We start from the raw sequence: 20,372 nt of genomic DNA on the forward strand, positions 1-20,372 counted from the left end.
CGGCCCGCCGAGTGCCCAAACCGCTGGCTGAGGACTAGCTCCAGCTGCTGTTGCGCTCGAATTCGACCAGCGCCGCGGCCGGGCCGACGAGATCGAGCCCCTGCGCGGCAACCCATTCGTCGCTGAAATACGTGTCGGCGTAGCGTTCGCCGCTGTCGGCGATCAGTGTGACCACCGAGCCGCTGCGGCCCGCGGCGACCATCTCGGCCAGCAGGCCGAAGGCGCCCCACAGGTTGGTTCCCGTCGACGGCCCCACCCGCCGTCCCAGCACGGTGCTGACGTGGCGGGACGCGGCGATCGACGCCGCGTCGGGCACCGCGACCATGCGGTCGACCACGTCGGGCAGAAACGACGGCTCGACCCGCGGTCGCCCGATCCCCTCGATGCGGGACGACGCGGGCATCACCAGGTCGTAGCGCTGTCCGGCATAGGCGGGAAAGAACGCGGAGTTCTCCGGGTCGACGACACAGAGCCGGGTGGCGTGCCGCCGGTACCGGATGTAGCGGCCGATCGTCGCGCTGGTTCCGCCGGTGCCTGCGCCGACGACGATCCACTGTGGGATCGGGTGCTTCTCGTCGCGCATCTGCGCGAAAATCGACTCGGCGATGTTGTTATTGCCGCGCCAGTCGGTGGCCCGCTCGGCGTTCGTGAACTGGTCCATGTAGTGGCCGCCGGTCTGCTGCGCGACGCGCTGCGCCTCGGCATACACCTCGCTGGAGCTCTGCACGAAATGGCAACGCCCGCCTTGTGATTCGATCAATTCGACCTTAGATGCGCTGGTGCCCTCCGTCATCACCGCGACGAACGGCAGCCCCAGCAGGGACGCGAAGTACGCCTCGGAGATCGCCGTCGAACCGGACGACGCCTCGACCACCGTAGTGCCCTCGCCGATCCAGCCATTGCACAGCGCATACAGAAACAGCGAGCGCGCCAGCCGGTGTTTGAGGCTGCCGGTGATATGCGTCGACTCGTCCTTGAGGTACAGCGCTATATCGACGTCGGTGGACCAGGCCGACGGCAGCGGGTAGCGCAGCAGGTGAGTGTCGGCGCTGCGACGGGCATCGGCCTCGATCAGCCGGACCGCATTGTCCGTCCAGCTTCGGGACAGGCTGCGGACCGCGATCTGGGTCCGATCGTTCAACGCAGCGATGCCGCGGGCTGCGAGCGGCCCAGGTTGCTGCTGGAGTCCCGCCCACCCATCGGGGCGGCGATCAACGTCAGCAGGGTCGCTTCGGGCCGGCAGCAGAATCGCACCGGCGCGAACGGTGAGGTGCCCAGGCCCGCCGAGACGTGCAGCTGCATGTTGGCGCCCCAGCGAGACGGCCCCTTGGCCCGGGTTCGGTCCAGGCCGCAGTTGGTTACCACCGCGCCGTAGAACGGCAGGCACAGTTGCCCGCCGTGCGTGTGCCCGGCCATCACCAGCTGGTATCCGTCGGCGGCGAAGCGATCGAGCACCCGCGGCTCGGAGGAGTGGACCAGTCCGAGCCGCAGATTCGCGGCCGGGCTGGCCGGGCCGGCGATCGTCTCGTAACGGTCGCGGTTGATGTGTGGGTCGTCCACGCCGGCCGCGGCCACGTGCAGGCCCGCGACCTCGAACTCGCGGCGAGTGTGGGTGAGGTCAAGCCAGCCACGCTCGGTGAACGCCGCCCGCAGATCTTGCCAGGGCAGCGGTTCACCCTTGGCCCGGTGTGACGGGCTGGTCACGTAGTTCAGCGGGTTCTTCAGGCGCGGCCCGAAGTAGTCGTTGCTGCCGAAGACGAAGACCCCCGGGCGCGACAACAGATCTCCCAGAGCTTGGACGACCGCCGGGACCGCTTTGGGGTGGGCCAGGTTGTCGCCGGTGTTGACGACCAGGTCGGGCTCCCAGCCGGACAGCTCACGCAGCCAAGCCTGCTTGCGGCGCTGGTTGGGCAGCATGTGCAGATCGCTGATATGCAGCACGCGTAGCGGCGTGGAACCCGGCGACAAGACGGGCATCGTTATCTCGCGTAGCACGAAGGCGTTGCGCTCGACGACCGCGGCGTAACCGATGCCGGCGACGGTCGAACCGATCGCCAGAGCGCCGGTGCGGATCAGAGCGGGCAAGACATCAGCCATGCGTGCAGTTTACTGCCGTGCGCCGAATCAGGAGCGTCTGTAGCGCTCCTGCGGGCCTACGGAGGCGGCTGTCCGGGCGGCGGCGGCGGTGCCAGCAGCGGAATGGTGATTGGCGGCAGCCCGGGGATTTCAATCACCTGCGAACCGACCGGCAGCGGCACACCCTCCGGCGGCGTCGGCGGTGGCGGCGGGATGCCGTTACTGATCTGAATGGTGACGACCGAGCCGGGAATCGTGTTGCCGGAGGGCGACGTTCCGACCACCTCGCCCAACTTCGCCGTGCTGTTGACCGAATTGGGCTGGTCGGCGACCTGGAAGCCGGCCTCCTTGAGGCGCGAGCGCGCGGCGTCCACATCCATGCCCGCCACACTGGGCACCCGTGAGCCGGGTGAACCCTCCACGTAGCGCGGATCCGTGGGCGGCAACTTGATGTCGCCGAAGCTCAGGGCGATCGGTTTCATGGCGGTGAACCAGGTTCGTGCCGGCTCGTTACCGCCGTACAGGTCGCCGTCGCTGCAATGGCGCAGCGGCGACGAACACAGGTCCGTCGGCGAGGTGGAGTCGTCATAGATGTAGTTCGCGGCCGCGTAGCGACTGGTGAATCCGACGAACCCGGAGGAGCGGTGGGCCTCGGTGGTGCCGGTCTTACCGGACACCGGCAGGTCCCACCCCGCTGCGCCGGCCGAACCGGACGCGGTCCCGCCACCCGTCGCGTCCTTGCTCATCGCGTTGGCCAGGGTGTTGGCCAGTCCTTCGGGCACCACCTGGTCGCAGGTCTGGGTGGTCACCGCGACTTCATTGCCGTTGCGGTCGATCAGCTTGTCGATCGGGTTCGGCGGGCACCACACGCCGCCGGAGGCCAGCGTCGCGGCGACGTTCGACAGCTCCAGCGCGTTCACCTCGATCGGGCCCAGCGTGAACGACCCGATGTTCTGCCGCTTGACGAAGTCGGCCAGGCTCTCGTTGCTGTCGGGGTTGTAGTCGCGGGCGGTGCCGGGATCGGCGTAGGACCGCAGCCCGAGCTTGACCGCCATGTCCACCGTGCGCGTCACCCCGACCTGTGAGATCAGCTTGGCGAACGCGGTATTGGGTGAAGTGGCCAACGCCTCGGTCACGTTCATCGACCCGCGGTAATTACCCGCGTTGACGACGCACCAGGTGTCCTTTGGGCAGCCTTTGGCGCCACCGCTACCTAGGCCCTTGGACTGGAACCGCGGCGGCACGTCGAGGTTGGCGTTGATGCCCATGCCCATGTCCAACGCGGCGGCGGTGGTGAAGATCTTGAACACCGAACCCGCACCGTCGCCGACGAGCGAGAACGGTTGCGGCCGCATGGTCTGGCCGGCATCGACGTCGAGTCCATAGGTGCGGTTGCTGGCCATGGCCATCACCTTGTGCGAATCCTTGCCCGGTCGGATCACGCTCATCACACTCGAGATTCCGGGCAGGGTCGGGCTGGCGAACCTGTCGATGGCGGCCTTGACCGGGTTCTGTACGTCCGGGTCCAGCGTGGTGCGGATCAGGTAGCCGCCCCTGGCCACCTGTTCCTTGCTGATACCGGCGCGGGAGAGGTACTCCTGCACGTAGTCACAGAAGAAGGCGCGGTCGCCGGCGGCGATGCAGCCGCGCGGTAGCTCGTTGGGCTGCGGCAGTATCCCCAGCGGCGTCGCCTTAGCGGCGCGCAGCGCGTCGGCCTCCTGCGGCAGGTTGTCGATCATTGTGTCGAGGACGAGGTTTCGCCGGGCCAGCGCACCGTCGGGGTTGATGTAGGGGTTGAGCGTGCTGGTCGACTGCACCATGCCCGCCAGCAGGGCCGCCTGCTGCCAGTTCAGGTCGGACGCATTGATACCGAAGTAAGTCTGCGCCGCGTCCTGCACCCCGAACGAGCCGTTACCAAAGGAAACGAGATTGAGGTAGCGAGTCAGGATCTCCGGCTTGGTGAATGTCTTGTCGAGCGTCAGCGCCATCCGGATCTCGCGCAGCTTGCGCGCCGGGGTGGTTTCGACGGCCGCGCGCTTTTCCGCGTCGGTCTTCGCGGTCACTAAAAGTTGGTAGTTCTTTATGTACTGCTGCTCGATCGTCGAACCGCCCCGGGTGTCCACGTCACCGGACGCGTAGCCCGCCAGCCCGGTCAGGGTGCCCTTCCAGTCCACACCGTTGTGCTCGGCGAAGCGCTTGTCCTCGATCGAGACGATCGCCAGCTTCATCGTGTTGGCGATCTTGTCCGTGGGAAACTCGAACCGCCGCTGCTCGTAGAGCCACGCGATGGTGTTGCCCTTCGCGTCGACCATCGTCGAGACGGCCGGCACCTGTCCCTCGAGAAGTTGGGCGGAGCCGTTGGCAACCACTTCGGAGGCCCGGTTGGACATCAGTCCTAACCCGCCGGCCATAGGGAACATCAGCGCCGTGGCGACCACACCCGCCAGCAGACAGCAGCCAGCAAGCTTAAGAATCGTGAGAGCTGCCGGAGGGCGGTCTGACATGCGTACTACAGTAACCGGCCCCTGTCGCGCGACGCGCCGATGATCCGCACAGCGGACCCGAAACTCGTGACCTGCAGCTTTGCTGACGATCGGTAGAGGATGTTTTCGCGCGCGTTACATATCAGCTATCCAAAAGGGGTGCCCAATCGCATGATTGCGCCTACGCTCATCTACAAGACGGCACGCCCGTCCCAAAAAAAGCGTTATCAGACTGTTGCGCAATTGGCCCCTGACCACCTAACTTATACAGACGGTGAGATTCAGGTAACGCCGATCGGCGCAGTGTGGTGTAGATCGCAAGGATGATCTGCTACCCCAGGAGGGCGGTCGTTAATAGCGACCGGGAGGAAGGAAACAGCTCGTGTCAGGAACACGACCGGCGGCACGCCGTACCAACATTGCAGCGGCACAGGGGGTGCTGCGCAGTGTGGATGCTGAAGAACGAATTGCCTGGGTGTCCCAAGCGCTATGCCGGACCACTGACCCCGATGAACTCTTTGTTCGGGGCGCTGCCCAGCGTAAGGCGGCGGTGATTTGTCGCCACTGCCCCGTGATGCAGGAGTGCGGAGCCGACGCGCTGGACAATAAGGTGGAGTTCGGTGTCTGGGGCGGAATGACCGAGCGCCAGCGCCGGGCACTGCTCAAGCAGCACCCCGAGGTTGTCTCGTGGTCCGATTTCTTCGACAAGCGGCGGAATCGCGGCGTCAGCTGACGCTTTCACAGCGGGTGCGCCGCAGCGTTGCGGCGCACTGTTAGGCCGAAACTCACTATTACAAAACTGTTACAGCGCTCGAAGGATTGGTCGCATGTACAATAGCAACTCTAGCGTCAACTCGCTTGTGCGAGAACGCAATTCGCGGAAATAGCTCCGCATGTGTCAAATTGAGACACACCGGCCCAAATTTTGGCAGCCGCTCAGCTCCCTGTTGAACAGCCCTATCAGCCCCTTGAGCTGGGCAAATGCTCTCGAACGGGCGTATCTGTAAGACCGCGCTCAACGGTCCGCAGCGCGGGCTTCACCGACGGCGGTGATCTGATCGGCCAGCGCGCGCAATGCTTCCAGGTCCGATACGTCGAACGGCAGCGACGGAACCCCCACCACCGGGACGTTCGGGTTGGCCCCGGTGAATCGCGACAGCAGCCTGATCTCACGCTTGGCGGTCTGGCCCCGGTCGGCGTGAATCTCGAGCACGGCCGTCGCCAGCGAGGCGGCATCGGTGTCTGCGTCGGACTTCAGCGACTCGATCCCGTCGATCGCCCGTTCCACTGGTAGCGAGCACAGCGGGGGATGCGTGCGGTTCAAGATCAGCCCCGCCAGCGGCATGCTCTCCTGCGAAAGCCGGTCGACGAAGAAGGACGCCTCGCGCAGTGCATCGGGCTCGGCCGCCGACACCACCACGAACTGCGTGCCACGTCTTTTCAGCAGCGCGTAGGTGCGGTCCGCCTTCTCCCGGAAGCCGCCGAATGTGGCATCCAGTGATTGTACGAAGGCCGCGGCGTCGCCCAGCATCTGCGAGCCGAGCACGGTCGAGAGCGCCTTCATCGCCAAACCCATTGCACCCGTGACTAATTTGCCGATTCCTCGGCCTGGCGCGAGCAGCAACCGCCACAATCGGCTATCCATGAAGCTGCCCAGGCGTTTCGGTGCGTCCAGGAAGTCCAGCGCGTTGCGTGACGGCGGAGTGTCCACCACAACCAGGTCCCAGCGGTCCTCGCTCAGCAGCTGGCCAAGCTTCTCCATCGCCATGTATTCCTGCGTGCCGGCCAGCGACGTGGCGACCGTCTGGTAGAACTGGTTGTCCAGAATCGCTTGCGCCCGAACGTCTCCGGAGTACTGGATCACCATCTCGTCGAACGTTCGGCGCATATCGAGCATCATCGCGTGCAGCTCACCGGAGACCTCGGGCGCCAGTGGCACCCGCTGCGGCGTATTGCCGAGGTCGTTGACTCCCAGTGCCTGTGCCAGCCGTTTGGCCGGGTCGATTGTCAAAACACATACGGTGCGGCCATATTCGGCCGCGCGTAATGCCATCGCCGCCGCGGTTGTCGTCTTGCCCACACCGCCGGCGCCGCAGCACACCACGACTCGGTTCGCGCGATCGGCCAGGATTGCGGCCATATCAAGGGTTTTCGGTGTGATACTCATCGAACTCCCTGCTGCGCTAGCGATTCCGACAGCTCATAGAGGCTACCAAGGTCGACACCGTCGGAGATCGCCGGCAGCTCCAGCCGCGGGACCTTCAAGGCGTCGAGCTGTTGCGCGGTCTCGGCTCGCGCGGTGATGCGGGTCGCATGCTGAATGGTTTCGGTCAACAAGCCGGCAAAGTCGTTGTCGTTCAACTCGATTCCGGCCTTCTTCAGACCGGCGCGCACCGAGTCGGCATCGACGTCGCCTTCCGCGGCCTTGGCCAGGTCGCGAGGCTCCAGATAGGTCGGGATGTTGCGGTTCACGATCACGCTGCCGATTGGCAGCTCCATCTCGGCGAGCTCCTCGATGGCTTCCATCGTCTCCTGCACCGGCAGCGCTTCGAGCAGCGTGACCAAGTGGATGGCGGTCGTATCGGAGTGCAGCAGCTTGACCACGCCCTCGCTCTGCGAGTGCACCGGCCCGCCCTTGGCCAGATCGGACACCGCCTTGGTGACGTCCAGGAAGCGCGCGATGCGCCCGGTCGGTGGTGCGTCGACGACGATCGCGTCGTAAACCGGGTTCTTGGCCCCCTTGTTCAGGCGGACCACGGTCTCCTTGATCTTGCCGGTGAGCAGCACGTCGCGCAGGCCGGGTGCGATCGTCGTCGCGAACTCGATGGCACCGATGCGGCGCATGGCCCGTCCCGCGATCCCGAGGTTGTAGAACATGTCGAGGTATTCCAGAAACGCGGCCTCAATATCGATCGCCAGGGCGTTGACCTGACCGCCGCGCTCGGCGGTGGCGATCTTGACCTCTTGGTAGGGCAGCGGCGGAACGTCGAAGAGTTGCGCAATTCCCTGGCGGCCCTCGACTTCCACGAGCAGGACCTTGCGCCCGCCGGCCGCCAGGGTCAGCGCCAGCGCGGCCGCGATCGTCGATTTACCCGTGCCGCCTTTGCCGGTGACGAAGTGCAAGCGGGCTTTCGACAGTCGTGCCGGCCAGCCGACGGCAGCGTTGCCGCTAGAAGTGGTTGCCACCATCGCATGCTAGCCCGCGCCCCGCGGGGCCTCCGCAAATCGGGTCGCTACATCGGATCGCGGTCCACCGGGCTGGCCCGAGCGGTTCACACCCGACCGATAAGCTCGCGTCATGAGCCAACCGACGCCATGGGAATACGCCACGGTTCCGCTGCTGACGCACGCCACCAAACAGATCCTCGACCAATGGGGCGCCGACGGCTGGGAGTTGGTGGCCGTGCTGCCCGGGCCCACCGGCGAGCAACACGTCGCCTATCTGAAACGCCCCAAATAAGAGGACTCGCCACAGATGAATGCTTCGGCCCGGCTTGGGCAGCTTGGCGTCGCGCTTCCGGAATTGGTTGCGCCGCTGGCGTCTTACGTTCCCGCCGTCCGGACCGGCAATCTGGTCTACACCTCGGGTCAGTTGCCGATCGCGGACGGGAAGTTGGCGGGCACCGGCAAGGTCGGCGCGGATGTGAGTCCCGACGACGCCAAGGCGATGGCGCGGATCTGCGCGCTCAACGCGCTGGCGGCGGTGAACTCGCTGGTGGGTATCGACGCGGTCACCCGGGTGGTCAAGGTCTTCGGGTTCGTTGCCTCGGCCCCCGGCTTCAACGGACAGCCCGGCGTCGTCAACGGAGCCTCCGACCTGCTCGCCGAGGTGTTCGGCGACCAAGGCGCGCATGCGCGTTCGGCGGTGGGCGTCTCCGAGCTGCCGCTGGATGCGCCGGTCGAGGTCGAATTGATCGTGGAGGTCGGCTAACGGCCGTGACCGAGAGTGTCGAGCCACTGACCCATCCCGCATACGGCAGTCTGCGGGCGGTCACCGACACTGCCTCGGTGCTGCTGGCCGACAACCCCGGCCTGCTGACCCTGGAGGGCACCAACACCTGGGTTTTGTGCGGTCCACGCAGCGACGAGCTGGTCATCGTGGATCCCGGGCCCGACGACGACGAGCACATCGCCCGGATCGCATCGCTGGGCCGCATCGCGCTGGTGCTGATCAGTCACCGGCACAGTGACCACACCGACGGCATCGACAAGCTGGTCGAGCTCACGGGCGCGACCGTGCGCTCGGCGGGCAGCGGTTTCCTGCGCGGCCTCGGCGGTGAGCTGGTCGACGGCGAGGTCATCGATGCGGCCGGCTTGAAGATCAAGGTGATGGCGACGCCGGGGCACACCGCCGATTCGCTGTCGTTCCTGCTCGACGACGCGGTATTGACCGCCGACAGCGTGCTCGGTCGCGGCACCACCGTCATCGACAACGAGGACGGCAGCCTGGCCGACTACCTGGAGTCGCTGCGGCGGCTGCGCGGCCTGGGCCGTCGCACGGTGTTGCCCGGGCATTGGCCCGACCTGGCCGACCTGGAGGCCGTCACCTCGGGCTACCTGACGCACCGCCATGAGCGGCTGGAGCAGGTCCGCGCCGCGCTGTGGGACCTCGGCGGCGACGCCACCGCCCGTGAGATCGTCGAATACGTCTATGTCGACGTCGACGAGAAGCTGTGGGACACGGCCGAATGGTCCGTGCAGGCGCAGCTGGACTACCTACGGCGAGAGTGAACTCCGCGCGGGTGGCCGTTGGCGCCGAGGCTGAAATTTCGCAGGAGAAGTGCGAGTAGAGGCCTGCAAAATTGCAGGCTCGACGTCAGCGTGCCCGGCGGGCCAGTCTCTCGGAGTCCGAGATCAGCACGCTCTTGCCCTCCAGCCGGATCCATCCACGGTGGGCGAAATCGGCGAGCGCCTTGTTGACCGTCTCCCGGGAAGCGCCGACCAGCTGGGCGATCTCCTCCTGGGTCAGGTCGTGGGTGACCCGCATCGCGCCACCCTCCTGGGTGCCGAAACGCTGGGCGAGCTGCAGCAGCTGCTTGGCCACCCGGCCGGGCACGTCGGTGAAGATGAGGTCTGCCAGGTTGTTGTTGGTGCGCCGCAACCGGCGGGCGAGCACCCGCAGCAACTGTTCTGCGATTTCGGGCCGATCGGCGATCCACGCCCGCAACGCGTCGCGGTCCATCGATACCGCGCGCACCTCGGTGATCGTAGTGGCGCTCGACGTCCGGGGTCCGGGGTCGAAGATCGACAATTCGCCGAACATGTCCGACGGCCCCATGATCGTCAGCAGATTCTCCCGGCCATCGGGTGATCGGCGACCGATCTTGACCTTCCCCGAGACGATGATGTACAGCCGATCGCCTGGTTCCCCTTCCGCGAAAACAGTGTGTCCACGCGGGAAGTCGACGGGTTGTAATTGCTTGGTCAGTGCGGTGACTGCGCCGGGTTCAACCCCTTGGAAGATTCCTGCCCTTGCCAGGATCTCGTCCACTTTGACCTTCAGCTTTCCAACGAAGTGATATGCATAACCTACCTAGCTCGTGTGACGAGTCTAGAGGTAGACCAACGTGCCAACGCTACACACGATTGACGTGTCTAGTCGCCTCATATTGCGGATTTGCGGCCGAATGCGCGTGTATTCGCATCGGCATCGGCATCGCGCGCGCGGGTGGATCGGTGAAAGCGGTCGCGAGCAGCGATTCGGCGCGATGGCGACCGCTGGGCGGCGCGGACAGCGCAAGTTGCTGGGCCTGGCGACGATGCAGGTATTCCAGCGCCTCGGGCATCCCTTCCCGGGCCAGCGTGTGCATATCCATGGCCTGCGCCTGCTCGAGGAATTCGTCGACGTCGGTCGACGTGATCGACTCACGGGCGAGCTCCTTTTCGAGCCGACCCAGGCCGAGCGCAGCGAGCATGAGCAGCCCCGGTACGCACGCCACCAGCAACCACGACACAAGAAGAGTAAACATGGCCAAGGTCTCAGTGAGATTACGAAATCAGTACTCTGTTGTAGGTGACAGTGGCAAGGCCGTCCGGGCGCTCCAAAACCACCGCGGCTATGCCTGATTCCGAGCCTGATTCCGCCGCTGCCCGGCGCTGGGCTTCCGAAACTCGCGTCGGTTTGGTGCGTCGCGCGCGTCGGATGAATCGCGCACTGGCACAAGCATTTCCGGACGCGCATTGCGAGCTGGATTTCAGATCGCCGCTGGAACTGACGGTGGCCACCATTCTTTCGGCGCAAAGCACCGACAAACGGGTCAACCTGACGACGCCCGCTTTGTTCAAGCGATATAAGTCGGCACTGGATTATGCGAAAGCCGATCGCGATGAGCTGGAAAACCTCATTCGCCCCACTGGTTTCTTCCGCAACAAGGCGACCTCGCTGATCGGCCTGGGGCAGGCGCTGGTCGAGCGGTTCGACGGCGAGGTGCCGTCGACCATGGACGAGCTGGTGACGCTGCCCGGCGTGGGTCGCAAAACCGCCAACGTCGTCTTGGGCAATGCCTTCGACATCCCCGGGATCACTGTCGACACGCACTTCCAGCGGCTCGTGACCCGATGGCACTGGACCACCGAAAAGGACCCGGTCAAGATCGAGCACGCCGTCGGCGAACTGGTCGAACGCAAGGAATGGACCCTGCTGAGCCATCGCGTGATCTTCCACGGCCGCCGGGTGTGCCACGCCCGCAAGCCGGCCTGTGGGGTCTGTGTGCTGGCCAAGGACTGCCCGTCGTTCGGCCTTGGCCTCACCGAGCCGGAGCTGGCCGCGCCCCTGGTACAGGGCCCCGAATCCGAACACCTGCTCTCCCTGGTCGGGCTCTAACACGGCCGGGACGTTGACCCCGAGAACTCGCTGGACCATCGCGATCTTGGCGGTGGTGGTGGCGCTGGTGGCGGCACTGGTCGCGCAGCTGCACGACGACTCCCAACCGGCCGCGACGAGTCCGGCCAGCCCGCGTACGCCCGATCGCGAGCACCGCGACGCCGATACCCCGGCCGCGCTGGCCGGGCCCCGGGCACGAGCGAACCTGATGCCCTGCCCCGCACCCGGCAACGGCCCCGGCCCCGCGGCCCTGCGCGGCGTGCTGGTCGAATGCGCGGCCGACGGATCGACCGTCGACGTCGCCCGGGCGCTGGCTGGACGCCGGGTGGTCATCAACCTGTGGGAGTACTGGTGTGCGCCGTGCGCGGCCGAACTGCCCGCGATGGCCGAGTATCAGCGGCGGGCCGGGTCCGGCGTTTTGGTGGTCACCGTGCACCAGGACGAGAACGAGACCGCCGCGCTGCTGCGGTTGGCGGAGCTGGGTGTTCGGCTCCCGACCTTGCAGGATGGACGGCGGCTGATCGCCGCGGTACTCAAGGTGGCAAATGTGGTGCCCGCGACCGTGGTGCTGCGACCGGACGGTAGCGTTGAGCAGACGCTGCTGCGCGATTTCGCGAGTGCCGACGAGATCGCGGCCGCGGTCGGTAACGACGGATGACCGCATTCGGCGGTCCGAAGCTCAGCTGGGTAGGTGGACCCGACAAGGAGGCGCCGGTGAGTGCTGGGGGTGCCGCCCGAGCGCAGGGGACGGTTCCTCTGACGCCCGACGCCTGCCCGTCGTGGTTGCGTCCGTTGGTCGACAACGTCGGACAGATCCCGGAGGCCTACCGACGTCGGTTGCCGCCCGATGTGCTGGCGATGGTATCCGCTGCCCGGGATGCATCCGAGCACGACGACCGCGAGGCCGCTGTGCTGGTTCTGTTTTCCGGTCCGGACTCGGGACCGGCCGATGGTGGCGTGCCCGACGAGGCCGACTTGCTGCTCACCGTGCGGGCATCGTCGCTGCGGCATCACGCGGGCCAGGCCGCGTTTCCCGGCGGTGCGTCCGACCCGGGCGATCGTGGGCCGGTCGCCACCGCACTGCGAGAAGCACACGAAGAGACCGGGATCGACGTCACCCGGCTGCACCCCCTGATCACGATGGAAAAGGCATTCATCGCACCGTCGCAGTTCCACGTCGTCCCGGTGCTGGCCTACTCGCCGGACCCCGGACCCGTTGCCGTGGTCAACGAAGCCGAGACGGCGATCGTGACGCGGGTTCCGGTGCGAGCGTTCATCAATCCGGAAAACCGGCTGATGGTCTACCGCGGCGACCTCGGCAATCGTTGGGCAGGTCCGGCGTTTCTGCTCAACCAGATGCTGGTTTGGGGATTCACTGGCCAGGTGATTTCCGCCGTACTCGACGTCGCCGGCTGGGCCCAGCCGTGGGACACCGACGACGTCCGCGAACTCGACGACGCGATGGTGCAGGTCGGCAAGCGGGGTGGCGCCCGATGAACTCGATGTCACCGTCGCAGTGGCTGGATATCGCCGTTCTCGCCGTCGCTTTCATCGCGGCCATCTCGGGCTGGCGATCGGGCGCGGTGGGTTCGCTGTTCTCGTTCGTCGGCGTGCTGCTGGGCGCGATCGCCGGTGTGCTGCTGGCGCCCCACATCGTCAGCCACATCGCGGCGCCACGCGCCAAGCTGTTCGGCGCGCTGTTCCTGATTCTCGCGCTGGTCGTCGTCGGCGAGGTCGCCGGTGTGGTGTTGGGCCGGGCGGTGCGCGGCGCGATCCACAGCCGCACGATCCGCACCATCGATTCGGTGATCGGGGTGGGGGTGCAGCTCGTGGTGGTGCTCACTGCGGCGTGGCTGCTGGCGACACCGCTGACCCAATCGAAGGACCAACCGGAGCTGGCCGCCGCGGTCCGGGGTTCGCGGGTGCTGGCCGAGGTCAACAACATCGCGCCCCCGTGGTTGAAGACTGTCCCCAAACGTCTTTCGGCGCTGCTGAACACCTCGGGGCTGCCCGCGGTGCTGGAGCCGTTCAGTCGCACGCCGGTAGTCCCGGTCGAATCACCGGATCCCGCGCTGGCCACCAATCCGGTGGTCACGGCGGCCGCGCCCAGCGTCGTCAAGGTGCGCAGCCTGGCGCCCAGCTGCCAGAAAGTGCTGGAGGGCACCGGATTTGTCATCGCCCCGGATCGGGTGATGACCAACGCGCACGTGGTGGCCGGATCCAGCAGCGTCCAGATCTACGCCAGCGGTAATCCGTTGGACGCCACCGTGATTTCCTATGACCCGTCGCTCGACATCGCGATTCTCGCCATTCCGAACTTGCCACCGCCGCCGCTGGCCTTCAGTGATACCGAGGCGAAAACCGGAACCAACGTGGTCGTGTTGGGTTACCCCGGCGGCGGCAACTTCACCGCCACCCCGGCCCGGATTCGCGAGGCCATCAAACTCAGCGGCCCCGACATCTACCGGGACCCGCAGCCGGTTAGCCGCGACGTCTACACCATCAGAGCCAATGTGGAACAAGGCAATTCGGGCGGACCGCTGATCGACCTCAGCGGTCACGTGCTCGGCGTGGTGTTCGGCGCGGCCGTCGACGACCCCGATACTGGGTTCGTGCTGACCGCCGGCGAGGTGGCCGGTCAGATGGCCAAGATCGGTGACACCCAACAGGTGGGCACCGGGACCTGCGTCAGCTGACCCGCTTCAATGCACCTGCTCGAAAAACCTCGTCAGTTGTCTGTTGATTTCCTCGGGCGTCTCTTCGTGGCTGTAATGCCCTGCGCCGGTGATGGATACATAACGGCCCTGCGTCGCGTAACGCTGGCTGTGGTCGACCGGGTCGGCCAGCACATAGGGATCCGCATCGCCGCGCAGATGTAGCAGCGGCACCCCGAGTTGGCGCGACGTCGATTTCATGAACCGGCGGCCTTCACCGCGCAGCTGGCTGCGCACCGCCCAGCGCTGGTACTCCAGTGCGCAGTGCGCCGCCCCAGGTATCTGGATCGCCGTGCGCAGATAGCCGATAATTTGTGAGAAGTCTTCGGAGGCAATCCATTTCGCGGAGCTACGGGCCTTGACCAGACGTTCGATCTCGGCACCGTTGTCGCGGGTCAGCAGGCGTTCGGGCCACACCGGAAGCTGATAACGCAGCAGGGTCGGCAGCAGTGCGGAGCTCTGATCGCGGCGCGTCAACGCCGATCGCCGCAATGCGGCCGGGTGCGGCGAGCTGATCAGCGCGATGGCGCGCACCAGCCTCGAATGCAGCAGCGCCGTGGTCCAGCAACACAGCCCGCCGTCGGCGTGGCCGACCAGCGTCGCTTGCGAATGACCAAGCGCGCGAATGAGTCCGGCGGTATCGCCGGCCAGTGTCCAGCCGTCGTAACCGCGCGGTGGCTTGTCGCTGCCGCCGTAGCCGCGTAGGTCGACCGCGACCACCCGCGCATCCGTGAGCCCGCGTAGCTGATGACGCCAGGACCACCAGAACGAACCGAAACCATGTAACAGCATCACCAGCGGCCGTGCCGCCGCCGCCGCGGGAGCGCCTCCGCCGGACGGTAGCGCCTCGACGACGTGGAATCGAATGCCGTTGGCGTGCACGTCCAAATGGCGCCACGGTCCGTCGATGCGGACTACCGACGGATCAGGTACTGCCATCTACCAACCTGAGGGGTCGCTGGGGTTGCCGTTCTCGGGCTTGGCGTGCTTGCCGGGCGCTTCGGTGAGCTGCTTGGCCGGGGCGGGGGACTTGTCGTGGCCGGGGGTAAGCGCGGTGCGCGTCTCCTTGACCGATTCGATGGTTTCTCGCGGTCCGCGGATCCGGCGCACCTTCAAATAGCCCAGCAGCGCCAGCACGGCTCCGACCACAACCATGATCGCGAACACGATCAGGAAAGCCACCCAGCGCCACAGCCAGTTGTCGAGCAGCTCGGCGAGGAAGAAGAAGAAAAAGAAGGTGGAGTAAAAAAGCACCACCAGCGCGGCGATGAAGAAGACGCTGCCGGTCAGGCCCTTCTTGACGTCGCGGACGATCTCGGCGCGGGCCAGCTCGACCTCGGCTCGCACCAGGGTGGACGCCTGTGTCGTCGCATCTTTGATCAGGTCACCGATCGACGGTTCGCCGTGGGTGGCATGCGGGTCGGCCAACGGAATCGTGGTCAGGGTGCTCGGCACCCCGTTTTTCCGATCGACTTTGCTCACAGACGGTCCTCTCCGTTCAATTGCCCGGCTCCTCGTCGAGCCGCTGCACGGCTCGACGAGGAGCCGAGCCCGTTCGCTGTCGCCGCGGTTCATGTTGCCATGTGCCGCGATGCCAGACGAGGCCAGCCGAACACCGGGCCCGGCGACAAACGACGCCATTCGCACAGCAAGAGGGGGACGAGCCTGATCATCTAGACTGGTGCAGCTGTTCTCCGACATCCGGCGCGCTGATGGGAGTTACGCATTGCAGACGGCACGTCGGTGTTTTGTAGCGGTGCTGGTGTCCCTGCTTCTCGTTCAGCCGGGATTACCGGCGGACGTCGCGGCCGCTGACGACCGGGTCCCGATGGGTGGCGGCGCGGGCATCGTCATCAACGGCGACACCATGTGCACCCTGACGACCATCGGCGGCGATGCCGCCGGTGAGCTGATCGGTTTCACCTCCGCGCACTGCGGCGGCCCCGGCGCGCAAGTCGCCGCCGAGGCTGCCGAGGGCAGGGGCGTGCTGGGAACGATGGTCGCCGGCAACGACGCCCTCGACTACGCCGTGATCAAATTCGATCCGGCCAAGGTGGCACCGGTGGCCAACTACGGTGGCTTCATCATCAACGGCATCGGACCGGAACCGGTGTTCGGTCAGATCGCCTGCAAGCAGGGCCGTACGACCGGCAATTCGTGCGGCGTCACCTGGGGGCCGGGCCAGGATCCGGGAACCATCGTCATGCAGGTGTGCGGCCGGCCGGGGGACTCCGGCGGCCCGGTGACCGTCGACAACCTGCTGGTCGGGATGATCCACGGCGCTTTCAGCGACAACCTGCCGACCTGCATCATCAAATACATCCCACTGCACACCCCGGCAGTGGTGATGTCGTTCAACGCGGTGCTGGCCGACATCAACGCCAAACACCGCCCCGGCGCGGGCTTCGTACCGATACCGGCCTGAGCCCGCGCTACTTCGACGCGCGGATCGCGTCGAACACGCCCGGGTCGAGCAATGTCGACGTATCACCGAGGTCGCGGTTCTCGGCGATGTCGCGCAGCAGCCGCCGCATGATCTTGCCGCTGCGGGTCTTCGGCAGCTCCGGCACCACATGGACCTCGCGGGGCTTCGCGATCGGTGAGATCTCCGTGGCCACCTGGATGCGTAGCTCGTCGACGATGCCGTCGTGAACCTGGAAGTCGGCGCACAAGACCACGAACGCGCAGATGGCCTGGCCAGTGGTTTCGTCGGACATCCCGACCACGGCAGCCTCCGCCACCCCGATGTGGCCGACCAGTGCCGACTCGACCTCGGCGGTCGAGAGCCGGTGCCCAGACACGTTCATCACGTCGTCGATGCGGCCCACCACCCAGATTGCGCCGTCGCGGTCGTAATAGGCGCTGTCGCCGGCGAAGTACCAGCCCTGCTCGGCGAACCTGGACCAGTAGGTCTCGACGTAGCGCTCCTCGTCGCCCCAAATGCCGCGCAACATGGACGGCCACGGTTGATCCAGCACCAGATATCCGGTGACGTGTTCGCCGTGATGGACGGCCGGCACCAGCTCGTCGCCGTGGTCGTCGACGATCTTCGCGGAGATGCCCGGTAGCGCCCTCATCGCCGAACCCGGTTTGGCCGCAGCGACTCCCGGCAACGGCGAGATCATCGCCGAACCCGTCTCGGTCTGCCACCAGGTGTCCACGATCGGCAGGCTGTCGGCCCCGATCACCTTCCGGTACCAGCGCCAGGCCTCGGGGTTGATCGGCTCGCCGACCGATCCGAGCAGCCGCAGGCTGGTCAGGTCGTGCGCGTCTGGGATCTCGCGGCCCCACTTCATGAACGTTCGAATCAGCGTGGGTGCGGTGTAATAGATTGTCACACGGTACTTTTCGATGATTTCGAAATGCCGGTGCTGGCTGGGCGAGTCGGGAGTGCCTTCGTAGAGCACCTCGGTGACGCCGTTGGACAGCGGCCCGTAGACACCGTAGGTGTGCCCGGTGACCCAGCCGATATCCGCGGTGCACCAGAACACGTCGCGGTCCGGTTTGACATCGAAGATGTTGTAGTGCGTGTAGGAGGCCTGAGTCAGGTAGCCGCCGCTGGTGTGCACGATGCCCTTGGGCTTGCCGGTGGTGCCCGAGGTGTACAGCAGGAACAAGGGGTGCTCGGCGTCGAACGGCTGCGGCTGGTGTTCGGGCGACGCGGAATCCACGACATCGTGCCACCACACGTCGCGGTCGTCGTTCCACGACACGTCAATCCCGGTGCGCCGCACTACCAAAACCTTCTCGACCGGGCTGTCGGGGTCTGCGACCGCTTCGTCGGCCGCATTCTTCAGCGGCGCGGGCTTGCCGCGGCGGAACTGGCCGTCGCTGGTGATCACCAGCTTGGCCTCGGCGTCGGCGATGCGGGCACGCAGCGCGTTGGCGGTGAATCCGGCGAACACCACGCTGTGCATGGCGCCCAGCCGTGCACAGGCCAGCATCGCGATCACGGCTTCCGGAATCAGCGGCAGGTAGATCGCGACACGGTCACCGGCGACCAAGCCGAGATCGGTCAGTGCGTTCGCCGCTTTGCAAACCTCGGCCTGCAGATCGGCGTAGGTCAGGTCGCGGCAGTCGCCGACCGGCTCGCCCTCCCAGTGAATGGCGACCCGATCGCCCAGGCCGGCCTCTACGTGGCGGTCCACGCAGTTGTAGGAGACGTTGAGCTTTCCGTCGGAAAACCACTTGGCGAAGGGTGCGTTCGACCAGTCCAGCACCTCGGTGAATGGCGTCGCCCAGGCCAACCGGTTGGCCTGCTTGGCCCAGAACGCCAGCCGATCTTTTTCGGCTTCGAGGTATCGGTCCTCACCCGCGTTGGCCTGCTCGGCGAACTGCGCCGGCGGCGGATACGAAGACGGGCCTTCAGTGTGCGTGGCGGTCACTGACATCGCTCCTATGTAGAGGGCCGGGGTTCGAGCTCGTCAACCGTTTGTGAGCCTAGACCCGCCAGTTGAAGCTGTGCGATTCAATCCGGGGGTAATCACGGTTGTCATGGCGCATAATCACCGTTGTGCGGGAATCTCGCCGGCAGCGTGGCCGTTGCGTACTTCGCAGCTTTGCCGCGGCCGCAACGAGTTACGCGGTGCTCGTCGTGGTGGCATCGCACGCCGCGGCGGTGCCGGTCGGGGAGCAGGCGGAGCCGTGCCGCTCCGACCAGGTCGCCGTCACCGCTGGCCCGACGGAGGCCGCCGTCGGCCACCGTTCGGTGACCCTGATGTTCAGCCTCGCCGGCGGCGCGGAGCCGTGCACGCTGACCGGTTACCCCGCGATCGAGACGAGTGACGGCGGGCCGGACATTCACGCCAAGCCCACGCTGCGTGGCTACATGGGCGGGTTGCCCAACGACGGCGACGTCCCGCCCACCGTCACCCTGGCGCTGGCGGCACAGGGACAGGCAATCGTGGAGGGGGTGGCCGTCGACCGTGCGGGCAACCCGTGACCCACCTACACCGCGCTACAGGTCAACCCGCCTAATACGGTCATCGTGCTCACCGTGCCGGCCACCATCGACGCCTGCGAACTACAGGTGCATCCGGTCACCGCGTTGGAGCAGTAGGGCCTAGTAACGGCTCGCCCGCTGCAGGCAATAGCCGACGGGCGGAGGCGGGTAGCTGACCCCGTTGACGCCCGCCGGGCAGTCGGAACTGTTTGTGGTGCCGTCGATGCACTGCACCACCTTCAGCTGCGGGTGCGGATCCCTGGGTTTAGTCGTTCGCGGCCAACGCCCGACTGCTCTCGCGGTCGGTGCCGTCGGTGTTGACGACGAGTTCTTGGGCGCCACGCAGCTTGTGATTGATGTGCTGGCCGATGGTGATGGGGGGATACAGGGGTGAGGTGCCTGCGGGAACCAGGCTGGGCAACGGCGCGATGACGGCGTCGACGTTGCCGCCGGTGAAGAACGCCGCCGAGCGGCGGCGCCGGACGACGTTGTCGATGATCGGCGGCTTGACCCGATGCAGAGTCGACCTCCAGGTGTCGTTGGTCCACCGTGCCATCGCGTCACCAAAGTTGATCAATAGTGCCCCGGGCGCAGGCGAGACGTCGCGCCAGGTGTGGTCGGGGCCTAAGACCTGAAGGCCTTTGACATCGTCGGCCCACAGGATCGTGAAAATGCCGAAGTCGGTGTGTTCCCCCACGCCGATTAGATCGTTGTCGACGGTGACCTTTTCGCCGACGGGCAGCGCATAGTTGTTGAGCCGCAGGATGTATCGGGAATGGTCCAGATAGGGATCGAAGTATCCAGGTTCGAGGCTCAACGCGTTGGCAAAGATCTGCATCAGCAGCGTCGACGTCACTGTCATCTGGGAAAACCACGCCTCCGCCGCAGCCCGGAAGCCATCGGAGTCGTTGGGCCACGCGTTTTCTGGGTAATCTTTCGAGTCTAGGTCGGCGCCTGGATAGTCAGCCCTCGTGCTGCCGACGTTGAACGCTTCGAAAAAGTCGTTCAGCCGATGCGCTTTATCGACGCCAAGGCTCAGCGCTAATCGTTCGGACTTGGGCGGCGTGTAGCCGCGGTTGGTGGGAGACTGCAGCATCTTCTTGTACTCGATATCCCGGCTGAAAAACTTGTCCATCGCGTCAGCAAGTTGATCGCTGAGTCCGCTGGCAACCCCGTGGCCAACGATCTGAACGAAGCCGACAGTGCGAGCGGCAGCATCGATTTTGCGGGGTACCACGGCTTTCCGGTTGGGATTTGCGTCGTCCAGGTATGGCGAGATGTCGATTGTCGGGATGTCAAAGCCGTTCATAATGAAAATCTTTCAACCGGGGGAG

Annotated in this window: 20 protein-coding genes and 1 pseudogene; 10 read left to right on the plus strand and 11 right to left on the minus strand. The window is 65.9% G+C overall.

Features of this window, described 5'->3' with window-relative positions; translation table 11 throughout:
- Window positions 1–34 precede the first annotated feature (34 nt).
- From cds1 to ponA2, 3 genes are read right to left on the minus strand one after another with little or no spacing between them, the layout of a single operon-like run.
- Complete coding sequence (gene cds1 / locus G6N54_RS20790; RefSeq protein WP_179969100.1) at window positions 35–1,141, minus strand: L-cysteine desulfhydrase Cds1; 1,107 nt, start codon at window positions 1,139–1,141, stop codon at window positions 35–37.
- A complete protein-coding gene (locus tag G6N54_RS20795; protein WP_163791708.1) occupies window positions 1,138–2,097 on the minus strand; it encodes a metallophosphoesterase in 960 nt (319 codons plus the stop codon). Before G6N54_RS20795 ends, cds1 begins: the two co-directional genes overlap by 4 nt.
- Before the next feature lie 56 nt (window positions 2,098–2,153).
- Entirely contained in the window at window positions 2,154–4,580 is a 2,427-nt protein-coding gene (ponA2, locus tag G6N54_RS20800; protein ID WP_163791709.1) for a transglycosylase/D,D-transpeptidase PonA2, read from the minus strand.
- Between the two features lie 361 nt (window positions 4,581–4,941).
- Here ponA2 and G6N54_RS20805 point away from each other — a divergent pair, with 361 nt between their 5' ends.
- Window positions 4,942–5,292, plus strand: coding sequence for a WhiB family transcriptional regulator (locus G6N54_RS20805; RefSeq protein WP_025736346.1), 351 nt, complete (start codon window positions 4,942–4,944; stop codon window positions 5,290–5,292).
- A 282-nt stretch (window positions 5,293–5,574) separates the two neighbouring features.
- On the opposite strand, the gene G6N54_RS20810 is transcribed toward G6N54_RS20805, so the two are convergent.
- The gene (locus G6N54_RS20810; RefSeq protein ID WP_163791710.1) at window positions 5,575–6,726 is read right to left on the minus strand and encodes an ArsA family ATPase; all 1,152 of its coding nucleotides are present in this window, start codon (window positions 6,724–6,726) and stop codon (window positions 5,575–5,577) included.
- Window positions 6,723–7,748 (minus strand): ArsA-related P-loop ATPase, encoded by a 1,026-nt coding sequence (locus tag G6N54_RS20815; RefSeq protein ID WP_163791711.1) that lies wholly within the window; start codon window positions 7,746–7,748, stop codon window positions 6,723–6,725. The genes G6N54_RS20810 and G6N54_RS20815 overlap by 4 nt, the downstream gene beginning before the upstream one ends.
- Window positions 7,749–7,857: 109 nt before the next feature.
- On the opposite strand from G6N54_RS20815, the gene G6N54_RS20820 reads away from it, so the two are divergent.
- From G6N54_RS20820 to G6N54_RS20830, 3 genes are read left to right on the plus strand one after another with little or no spacing between them, the layout of a single operon-like run.
- Window positions 7,858–8,019 carry a DUF4177 domain-containing protein gene (locus G6N54_RS20820; RefSeq protein ID WP_090607515.1) on the plus strand — a complete coding sequence of 54 codons (162 nt, stop codon included), beginning with the start codon at window positions 7,858–7,860 and terminating at the stop codon, window positions 8,017–8,019.
- A 15-nt stretch (window positions 8,020–8,034) separates the two neighbouring features.
- Window positions 8,035–8,490 carry a RidA family protein gene (locus tag G6N54_RS20825; RefSeq protein ID WP_163791712.1) on the plus strand — a complete coding sequence of 152 codons (456 nt, stop codon included), beginning with the start codon at window positions 8,035–8,037 and terminating at the stop codon, window positions 8,488–8,490.
- Window positions 8,491–8,495: 5 nt separating this feature from the next.
- Entirely contained in the window at window positions 8,496–9,290 is a 795-nt protein-coding gene (locus G6N54_RS20830; RefSeq protein WP_163791713.1) for an MBL fold metallo-hydrolase, read from the plus strand.
- Between the two features lie 85 nt (window positions 9,291–9,375).
- On the opposite strand, the gene crp is transcribed toward G6N54_RS20830, so the two are convergent.
- Complete coding sequence (gene crp, locus G6N54_RS20835; RefSeq protein ID WP_036465140.1) at window positions 9,376–10,050, minus strand: cAMP-activated global transcriptional regulator CRP; 675 nt, start codon at window positions 10,048–10,050, stop codon at window positions 9,376–9,378.
- An 85-nt stretch (window positions 10,051–10,135) separates the two neighbouring features.
- On the minus strand, window positions 10,136–10,528 hold the full coding sequence (locus G6N54_RS20840; protein ID WP_163791714.1) for a hypothetical protein: 393 nt from the start codon (window positions 10,526–10,528) through the stop codon (window positions 10,136–10,138).
- A gap of 89 nt (window positions 10,529–10,617) precedes the next feature.
- Between G6N54_RS20840 and nth the strand changes: the two genes are divergently transcribed.
- From nth to marP, 4 genes are read left to right on the plus strand one after another with little or no spacing between them, the layout of a single operon-like run.
- Window positions 10,618–11,382, plus strand: coding sequence for an endonuclease III (nth, locus tag G6N54_RS20845; RefSeq protein WP_163791715.1), 765 nt, complete (start codon window positions 10,618–10,620; stop codon window positions 11,380–11,382).
- A 13-nt stretch (window positions 11,383–11,395) separates the two neighbouring features.
- On the plus strand, window positions 11,396–12,040 hold the full coding sequence (locus tag G6N54_RS20850) for a TlpA family protein disulfide reductase (RefSeq protein ID WP_163791716.1): 645 nt from the start codon (window positions 11,396–11,398) through the stop codon (window positions 12,038–12,040).
- A complete protein-coding gene (locus tag G6N54_RS20855) occupies window positions 12,037–12,879 on the plus strand; it encodes an NUDIX hydrolase (RefSeq protein ID WP_163791717.1) in 843 nt (280 codons plus the stop codon). Before G6N54_RS20850 ends, G6N54_RS20855 begins: the two co-directional genes overlap by 4 nt.
- 5 nt (window positions 12,880–12,884) lie before the next feature.
- Complete coding sequence (gene marP, locus G6N54_RS20860) at window positions 12,885–14,078, plus strand: acid resistance serine protease MarP (RefSeq protein ID WP_163794867.1); 1,194 nt, start codon at window positions 12,885–12,887, stop codon at window positions 14,076–14,078.
- A 6-nt stretch (window positions 14,079–14,084) separates the two neighbouring features.
- On the opposite strand, the gene G6N54_RS20865 is transcribed toward marP, so the two are convergent.
- Window positions 14,085–15,035 carry an alpha/beta fold hydrolase gene (locus G6N54_RS20865; RefSeq protein WP_163791718.1) on the minus strand — a complete coding sequence of 317 codons (951 nt, stop codon included), beginning with the start codon at window positions 15,033–15,035 and terminating at the stop codon, window positions 14,085–14,087.
- Complete coding sequence (locus G6N54_RS20870; protein ID WP_163791719.1) at window positions 15,036–15,578, minus strand: phage holin family protein; 543 nt, start codon at window positions 15,576–15,578, stop codon at window positions 15,036–15,038. It abuts the gene before it with no gap.
- A 244-nt stretch (window positions 15,579–15,822) separates the two neighbouring features.
- Here G6N54_RS20870 and G6N54_RS20875 point away from each other — a divergent pair, with 244 nt between their 5' ends.
- Entirely contained in the window at window positions 15,823–16,521 is a 699-nt protein-coding gene (locus G6N54_RS20875; RefSeq protein ID WP_163794868.1) for a S1 family peptidase, read from the plus strand.
- 7 nt (window positions 16,522–16,528) lie between these two features.
- Here the strand turns inward: G6N54_RS20875 and acs are convergent, their stop codons facing one another.
- A complete protein-coding gene (gene acs, locus G6N54_RS20880) occupies window positions 16,529–18,487 on the minus strand; it encodes an acetate--CoA ligase (protein ID WP_163791720.1) in 1,959 nt (652 codons plus the stop codon).
- Window positions 18,488–18,690: 203 nt separating this feature from the next.
- Between acs and G6N54_RS20885 the strand changes: the two are divergent.
- Window positions 18,691–19,155: pseudogene (locus G6N54_RS20885) on the plus strand (DUF4232 domain-containing protein).
- A 148-nt stretch (window positions 19,156–19,303) separates the two neighbouring features.
- Here the strand turns inward: G6N54_RS20885 and G6N54_RS20890 are convergent.
- Window positions 19,304–20,347 carry an isopenicillin N synthase family dioxygenase gene (locus G6N54_RS20890; protein ID WP_163791721.1) on the minus strand — a complete coding sequence of 348 codons (1,044 nt, stop codon included), beginning with the start codon at window positions 20,345–20,347 and terminating at the stop codon, window positions 19,304–19,306.
- Window positions 20,348–20,372: the final 25 nt, after the last annotated feature.

Source organism: Mycobacterium stomatepiae (assembly GCF_010731715.1).
In the GTDB taxonomy this organism is placed as follows: domain Bacteria; phylum Actinomycetota; class Actinomycetes; order Mycobacteriales; family Mycobacteriaceae; genus Mycobacterium; species Mycobacterium stomatepiae.